A 7773-nucleotide genomic window follows, 5' to 3' on the forward strand; every position below is an offset into this window, starting at 1 on the left:
TCATGGCCAATTCCCCTACCAAGAGCCTGTTCACCGCCGAGCTGGTGCTCCCGGCGATCAAGGCCTCGTTCGTCAAACTCAATCCCCGCGAGTTGATCCGCAATCCGGTGATGTTCGTGACCGCGGTGGTCGCCGCGCTCCTGACCGTCCTGCTCGTCGTCGGGCATGACGGGCTGACCACCGGCTTCAAGCTGCAACTGGTCGTCTGGCTGTGGCTGACCGTGCTGTTCGGCACTTTTGCAGAGGCGCTGGCCGAAGGGCGCGGCAAGGCCCAGGCGGCAAGTTTGCGCGCCGCCAAGGCCGAACTCACTGCCAAGCGGATCAAGGGCGCTGGCCATGAGTGGGAGAATGTCCCCGCCAGCGCGCTGAAGATCGGCGACGTGGTGCTGGTCGAAACTGGCGACCTGATCCCCTCGGACGGCGAAGTCGTCGCCGGTGTGGCCTCGGTCAACGAAGCCGCGATCACCGGCGAGAGCGCGCCGGTCATCCGTGAGGCGGGCGGCGACCGTTCGGCGGTGACGGCGGGCACCCGCGTCATCTCCGACGAAATCCGCGTCAAGGTGACGGTCAATCCGGGCCAGGGTTTCCTTGATCGCATGATCGCGCTGGTCGAGGGGGCCGAGCGTCAGAAGACCCCGAACGAGGTGGCGCTGACCATCCTGCTCGTCGGCCTGACCATCATCTTCCTGATCGCGGTCGGCACCATTCCGGGCTTCGCGTCCTTCGCGGGCGGCAGCATCCCGGTGGCGATCCTGGCGGCGCTGCTCATCACCCTGATCCCGACGACCATCGCGGCGTTGCTGTCGGCGATCGGTATCGCGGGCATGGACCGTCTGGTCCGCTTCAACGTGCTCGCCAAGTCGGGCCGTGCGGTGGAAGCAGCGGGTGACGTTGACGTGCTGCTGCTCGACAAGACGGGCACCATCACCATCGGCGACCGTCAGGCGAGCGAGTTCCGCGCCGTCGGCGGCTCGGACGTCGATGCGCTGGCCGAGGCGGCGCTGATGGCGAGTCTCGCCGACGAGACGCCCGAGGGCCGCTCGATCGTCGTTCTGGCGCGCGAGCAGTTCAAGGTGTCGATCGCCAGCCTGCCCGCGGATGCCGAGATCATTCCCTTCACCGCCCAGACGCGTATCTCGGGCGTCAGGATCGGCGACAGGCTGATTCAGAAGGGCGCGGTCGACTCGATCCTACGCGCCCATCCGGGCGTGGGTGAGACGGCGGCGGCCACCCAGCTGCGCCGCATCACCGACGAGATCGCCCGCGCGGGTGGCACGCCGCTGGCGGTGGCGGAGAATGGCCGATTGCTCGGCGCGATCTTCCTGAAGGACGTGGTCAAGGCGGGCATCCGCGAGCGCTTCGGCGAGCTGCGCCGCATGGGCATCCGCACCGTGATGATCACCGGCGACAATCCCCTGACCGCCGCCGCGATCGCCGCCGAGGCGGGCGTGGACGACTTCCTCGCCCAGGCGACGCCGGAGGACAAGCTGGCGCTGATCCGTCAGGAACAGCAGGGCGGCAAGCTGGTCGCGATGTGCGGCGACGGCACCAACGATGCGCCGGCGCTCGCGCAGGCGGATGTCGGCGTCGCGATGAATACCGGCACCCAGGCCGCGCGCGAGGCGGGCAACATGGTCGATCTGGACAGCGATCCGACCAAGCTGATCGAGGTCGTCGGCCTCGGCAAGCAGTTGCTGATGACGCGCGGGGCGCTGACGACCTTCTCGGTCGCCAATGACGTGGCGAAGTATTTCGCGATCATCCCGGCGATGTTCGTGGCGCTCTATCCCGGCCTCGGCGTGCTGAACGTCATGGGTCTGGCGACGCCGCAATCGGCGATCCTGAGCGCGATCATCTTCAACGCGCTGATCATCCCGCTGCTCGTGCCGCTGGCGCTGAAGGGCGTCGCCTACAAGCCGATGGGGGCGGGGCCGCTGCTGGCCCGCAACCTCGCCGTCTATGGTCTGGGCGGTCTGATCGCGCCGTTCGTCGGCATCAAGATCATCGACCTTGTGGTCGGTGGCCTCGGCCTCGCGTGAGTTGAGGATAGCTGCCCCTCCCCTTCAGGGGAGGGGTTGGGGTGGGGCCTCTCCCCAAGCGTTTCGTTCGCGGCGGCGCCCCACCCCCCACCCCTCCCCTGAAGGGGAGGGGCTTGAGGAAGGAAATATCATGAACACGGACATTACCTCCGCATTTCGGCCCGCGATCGTCATGACGATCCTGTTCGCGATCCTGCTCGGCTTGGTCTATCCTCTGGCGATGACCGGCATCGGACAGGCGATCTTCCCGCATCAGGCGAATGGCAGTTTGGTCGAGGCGAATGGCCGGATGATCGGCTCCGAGGTCGTCGGACAGGCGTTCACCAGCGACCGTTACTTCCAGACGCGTCCCTCGGCGGCGGGCAAGGGCTATGACGGGCTGGCCTCGTCGGGCTCGAACCTGGGGCCGACCTCGCAGGCCTTGGCCGACCGGGTGAAGGCGGACGTCGCCAAGCGCCGGGCCGAGGGCGTGATGGGCGCGATGCCCGCCGACCTCGTCACCGCCAGCGGATCGGGGCTGGATCCCGATCTGTCGCCCGAGGCGGCGCTGGCGCAGACGGCCCGGATCGCCCGCGTGCGTGGACTGAGTGTCGAGCAGGTCCGCGCGCTGGTCGTCGCGCATAGCGAGGATTCGGTGCTCGGTGACCCGCATGTCAACGTCCTCGCCCTCAACCGCGCGCTGGACGCCCTGACCAAGCGATGACGGCAGGCGAGCCGCGCCCCGATCCGGATGCCCTGCTGCGCGCCGCCGAGCGCGAGGGGCGCGGCCGCCTGAAAATCTTCCTCGGGGCGGCACCCGGCGTCGGCAAGACGTTCGAGATGCTGTCCGAGGGCGCCGCCCGCCGCCGCGACGGTGTCGATGTCGTCGTCGCGGTCGTGGAAACCCATGGGCGCGTCGAGACCGAAGCGCTGGTCCGGGGACAGGAGGTCATGCCCCGCCGCGCCGTCCCCTATGAGGGGCGGACGCTGCACGAGATGGACATCGACGCGGTCCTGGCCCGCGCGCCCCGCCTCGCGCTGGTCGACGAACTCGCCCACACCAATGCGCCGGGCAGCCGCCATCCCAAACGCTATCAGGATGTCGAGGAACTACTGGCAGCCGGGATCGACGTCTATTCAACCGTCAACATCCAGCACGTCGAAAGCCTGAACGACGTCGTCGCCAGCTTCACCCGCGTCCGCGTGCGCGAGACGGTGCCCGACCGCATATTGGAGGCCGCCGAGATCGAGGTGGTCGACATTCCCCCCGACGAGCTGATCGAGCGGTTGAAGGCGGGCAAGGTCTATTTGCCGCAGGAGGCAACGCGCGCGCTGTCGCATTTCTTCTCCAAGTCCAACCTGTCGGCGCTTCGTGAACTGGCGCTGCGCCGCGCGGCGCAAGCGGTCGATGCGCAAATGCTCGACCATGTGCGCAGCCTCGGCGTCGGCGGGCAATGGGCGGCGGGCGAGCGGCTGGTCGTCGCGGTCAGCGAACTGCCCGGTGCCGACGAACTGGTCCGCGCCGCCAAGCGTGCCGCCGATGCCCTGCGCGCGCCCTGGACCGCGCTGTTCATCGACACGCCGCGCACCGCGACCTTGGGCGAGGCGCAGCACCGCCGTCTCGCCGCGACCATGACGCTGGCAACGCAGCTCGGCGCGGCGGTCGCGACGGTCCCTGCGCCCAGCGTGGTCGAGGGCATCCGCGCCTTCCTGGCAGACGCGCGCGCCACGCAGCTGGTCGTCGGCAAGGCAAAGCGGTCGCGCTGGTTCGAGCTGCGCCACGGATCGGTCGTCGACCGGCTGGTGCGCGAAACGCCCGGCGTCACCGTCCATGTCCTGCCGGTCGGCGAAGCGCCGGTCGAGCGCGAGCGGACCCGACGACGCGGGCAATGGGGATCGCCCATCGGCTATGGGCTGACGCTGCTCGGCGTCGTGGCGGTGACGGCGCTGGCGAGTGCGCTGTTCCACATCCTGAACCTCGGCAATGTCGCTTTGCTCTATCTGCTGCCCGTCATGGCGGCGGCGAGCCTTTACGGCCTGCGCACCGGCCTGTTCGCCGGGATCGTGTCGAGCCTCGCCTACAACTTCTTCTTCCTGCCGCCCGTCGGCACGCTGAGCGTCAGCAACCCAGAGAATATCATCTCAATCTTCGTCCTGCTGGGCGTCGCCATCGCGACCAGCCAGTTGACCTCGCGAGTGCGCGCGCAGGCCGATCTGGCGGCGGCGAGTGCGCGCGACAATGCGACGCTGGCGGGCTTTCTCCATCGCCTGAGTGGCCTGGCCGACCCGGCCGAGGCGTCACGTGTCATCTGCGAAGACATCGCCCGGCTGTTCGAGGTGCAGGCGGTGCTGCTCACCCCGTCGCCCGCCGGGCTGGCAGTGCAGGCGGCGACCAAGCCGGACTATCGGCTGGAGACGATGGAGATGGCCGCCGCCCACTGGGCGTTCGACACCGGTACGCCGGCGGGCAAGGGATCGGCGACGCTGGCGGCATCCGAATGGCTGTTCCAGCCGCTCAAGGCGGGCAACCGCACGCTTGCCGTACTGGGGTTGGCGCGTGAGGCAGGGGGTGAGCCGGTGCGCGCCGACCGCCTGCCGCTGCTGACCGGTTTGATCGACCAGGCTGCGCTGATCCTCGAGCGGCTGCGGCTGGAGGCGGAGGTGCGGGATGTCGATGCGGTGCGCACTCGCGATCGCTTGCGCGCCGCGCTCCTATCCTCGGTGAGCCATGACCTGCGCACGCCGCTGACTGCCGTGATGGCTGCTGCGGCGCAACTGCGGCAGGGCGCGACGCCCGACCTGATTTCGACCATCGAAGGGGAGGCGGCGCGGCTCAACCGCTTCGTCGCCAATCTGCTCGACATGGCCCGCGTCGAGGCGGGGGCGCTGAAACTGAAGATCGAGGCGATCGACCTGAGCGATGCGGTGACGGGGGCTGCGCATGACGCCCGCCGCGCGCTGGAGGGGCATTCGGTCCGGCTCGACGTGCCGCCCGACCTGCCTTTGGTCCGCGCCGATCCGCAATTGCTGCATCATTGCCTGCTCAACCTGCTCGACAATGCCGGGCGTTACGGCGATCCGGGGACCGAGATCGTGATCGAGGGGCGGCATCGCCACGGCACGTTGCGCCTTTCGGTGCTCGACCATGGTCCCGGCCTGCCGCCCGGCCGGGAGAGCGAAGTGTTCGAGACGTTCCGGCGGCTGGAGGGCTCCGACCGGGTGGTCGGGGGCACCGGCCTGGGCCTCGCCATCGTCAAGGCCTTTGCCGAGGCCATGGGTCTGGGCGTAGAGGCGGGCAACCGCGAGGATGGCGAGGGCGCGGCCTTTGCGCTCTGCTTCCCGCGCGATCATATCATGCGCGATGGCGCGCCGGAGGGAATGGCCTGATGCCCGCGACGATCCTGGTGGTGGACGACGAAGTCGCGATCCGCCGCCTGCTGCGCAACACGCTGGAACAGGCGGGGCATCGGGTGGTCGAGGCGCGCGACGGTCGCGAGGCGCTGGCCCATGCGGCGGCGGAGCATCCCGATGCGGTGTTGCTGGATCTGGGTCTGCCCGACCGCGACGGATTGAGCCTGATCCCGCTGCTGCGCGGGGCGGAGCGGGTGGTGCTGGTCGTCTCGGCGCGCGAGGCGACCGAGGAAAAGGTCGCTGCGCTCGATCTGGGTGCGGACGACTATGTGACCAAGCCTTTCGACAGCGAGGAACTGCTCGCCCGATTACGCGTGGCGCTGCGGCATCGGCGTGCGGCGGAGGCGGCACCGACTGTGGTGCGGACGGGCGACCTGGCGATCGATCTCGACCGGCGCGTCGTGACGCGCGGGGGTGAGGAACAGCATCTGACCCGCAAGGAATATGACGTGCTGGCGGTGCTGGCGCGGCACCCCGGCCGGGTGGTGACGCATGACAGGATCATCGACGCCGCCTGGGGCGGGGACGAGGACCCGCGTATCGACTATCTGCGCATAGTGGTCCGCAACCTGCGCCAGAAGCTGGAGGCGCCGCAACCGGTCGGCAGCGTCATCGCGAACGAACTGGGTGTGGGGTATCGGTTGCGGGTGGAGGGGTAAGAGCGCCTTGTTCCCCGGCGAAGGCCGGGGCCCAGTTGCCCCGAAAGTCGAGGCGCGCGAGACGATGCGTGGGAGGCCATAGCGAGTGCTTGGCCTATGCCTCCCACGCATCGCCCCGCGCGCCTCAGGCGTCACCGAAACTGGGCCCCGGCCTTCGCCGGGGAACGGATTTAGCCTACTTTCTCACCCGTCCGCAGGGTCAGCACCTCGACCCCGGTCTTCGTCACCGCGACCGTATGTTCGAACTGCGCGGACAGCTTTCTGTCGTCCGTCACCACCGTCCAGCCATCGTCGCTGGTCGACACCTTGCGCGTGCCCTGGTTGATCATCGGCTCGATGGTGAAGGTCATGCCCTCGCGCAGCGGCACGCCCGTCCCCGGCCGTCCGAAGTGCATCACATCGGGCGCCTCGTGCATCTCGCGTCCGATGCCGTGGCCGCAATAGTCGCGCACCACCGAATAGCCGTTCGCCTTGGCATGTCTCTCGATCGCCGCACCGATATCGCCCAGTCGCGCGCCGGGGCGAACCTGTCTGATGCCCTTCCACATCGCCTCCTGCGTCACGCGGACCAGCCGCTTCGCGCCCGGCGACACCTCGCCGACCATATAGGTCTTGCTCGAATCCGCGATGAAGCCGTTCTTTTCCAGCGTGATGTCGAGATTGACGATATCGCCGTCCTTCACCACGTCCTCGACGCTCGGCACGCCGTGGCAGACGACCTGATTGATCGAGCTGTTGAGCACATAGGCAAAACCATATTGCCCCTTGCTCGCGGGGCGTGCGGACAGGTCGTGGGTGATGTAGCGCTCGACCAGATCGTTGATCGCCAGCGTCGACATGCCGGACAGGCTCACCCCATCGAGCATCTCGAACACCTGCGCCAGCAAGCGTCCGGAGACGCGCATCAGCGCCAGTTCCTCGGCCGTCTTCACCATGTCAGGCGACCAGGGGTTGGGGCAGGGGGCAGTCGGCGGCGGCCATCTGCGCCTTCACGATCTCGTGGAAGGTCAGCGTCGGATTGGCCTCGGCCAGCATGCCCATCTTCATCCAGAATTCCGCCTGCGCGTTGATCGAGCGGCACATGACCGTGCTGGCGCGGCGGACCTCTTCATGAAGCTGATCGTCGATTTTTACGATACCCATATATGAAGCGTATATGCTTCATATATGGATGGTGCAAGCCGCATCAGGCGGTCGGGCGGGTCAGGACGAAGGCCGCACAAGCCGCCATGACGGCAGCGACCAGCAGAGCCAGCGGCCAATCCGGCCGGGCGGTCAGCAGAAACAGTCCATAGCCCAGCGTCATACCGCCGCATGCCATCACCTTGCCCCGCCGTCCGATCGCACCATGTTCTCGCCAGGCCCGCAGCGTCGGGCCGAAGCGGGGATGGTCGAGCAACCACGCCTCCAGCCGGGGCGAGGAGCGCGCGAAACAGCCTGCCGCCAGGATCAGGAAGATCGTCGTCGGCATCAGCGGCAGGATCGCCCCGATCACACCGAGCGCGACGAACAGACACCCCAGGATGAGCCAGCCGAGCCGTATCATGGGTGTTGCGTAGCGGGGTGTAGGGGTGGGGGAAAGGGTGGTTCGAGGCACGCCCCCATCACCAAAAGGCACGCCCCCTCCCGCAGGCGGGAGGCCGTCTCTTATACCCATCTGACGCTGCCGACGAAGCGGAACGTGT

General features: G+C 68.1%; 7 protein-coding genes. 4 read left to right on the forward strand and 3 right to left on the reverse strand.

Going from position 1 to position 7773, the window contains the following annotated elements; genetic code table 11:
• The first annotated feature begins 2 nt into the window (after positions 1 to 2).
• The 4 genes from kdpB (at position 3) to NS355_RS05245 (ending at position 6088) form a co-directional block, all read left to right on the forward strand.
• Entirely contained in the window at positions 3 to 2039 is a 2037-nt protein-coding gene (kdpB, locus tag NS355_RS05230; RefSeq protein ID WP_058744730.1) for a potassium-transporting ATPase subunit KdpB, read from the forward strand.
• Positions 2040 to 2169: 130 nt separating this feature from the next.
• Complete coding sequence (kdpC, locus tag NS355_RS05235; protein ID WP_058744731.1) at positions 2170 to 2742, forward strand: potassium-transporting ATPase subunit KdpC; 573 nt, start codon at positions 2170 to 2172, stop codon at positions 2740 to 2742.
• Positions 2739 to 5405 (forward strand): sensor histidine kinase, encoded by a 2667-nt coding sequence (locus tag NS355_RS05240; protein ID WP_058744732.1) that lies wholly within the window; start codon positions 2739 to 2741, stop codon positions 5403 to 5405. Before kdpC ends, NS355_RS05240 begins: the two co-directional genes overlap by 4 nt.
• A complete protein-coding gene (locus NS355_RS05245) occupies positions 5405 to 6088 on the forward strand; it encodes a response regulator transcription factor (protein ID WP_058744733.1) in 684 nt (227 codons plus the stop codon). Before NS355_RS05240 ends, NS355_RS05245 begins: the two co-directional genes overlap by 1 nt.
• Positions 6089 to 6258: 170 nt before the next feature.
• On the opposite strand, the gene map is transcribed toward NS355_RS05245, so the two are convergent.
• From map to NS355_RS05260, 3 genes are read right to left on the reverse strand one after another with little or no spacing between them, the layout of a single operon-like run.
• Complete coding sequence (map, locus tag NS355_RS05250; protein ID WP_058744734.1) at positions 6259 to 7023, reverse strand: type I methionyl aminopeptidase; 765 nt, start codon at positions 7021 to 7023, stop codon at positions 6259 to 6261.
• Between the two features lies 1 nt (position 7024).
• The gene (locus tag NS355_RS05255) at positions 7025 to 7231 is read right to left on the reverse strand and encodes a ParD-like family protein (protein WP_058744735.1); all 207 of its coding nucleotides are present in this window, start codon (positions 7229 to 7231) and stop codon (positions 7025 to 7027) included.
• Between the two features lie 43 nt (positions 7232 to 7274).
• The gene (locus NS355_RS05260; protein WP_058744736.1) at positions 7275 to 7634 is read right to left on the reverse strand and encodes a YbaN family protein; all 360 of its coding nucleotides are present in this window, start codon (positions 7632 to 7634) and stop codon (positions 7275 to 7277) included.
• Positions 7635 to 7773 lie beyond the last annotated feature (139 nt).

Source organism: Sphingomonas yabuuchiae, assembly GCF_001477495.1.
GTDB classification, from domain to species: domain Bacteria; phylum Pseudomonadota; class Alphaproteobacteria; order Sphingomonadales; family Sphingomonadaceae; genus Sphingomonas; species Sphingomonas yabuuchiae_A.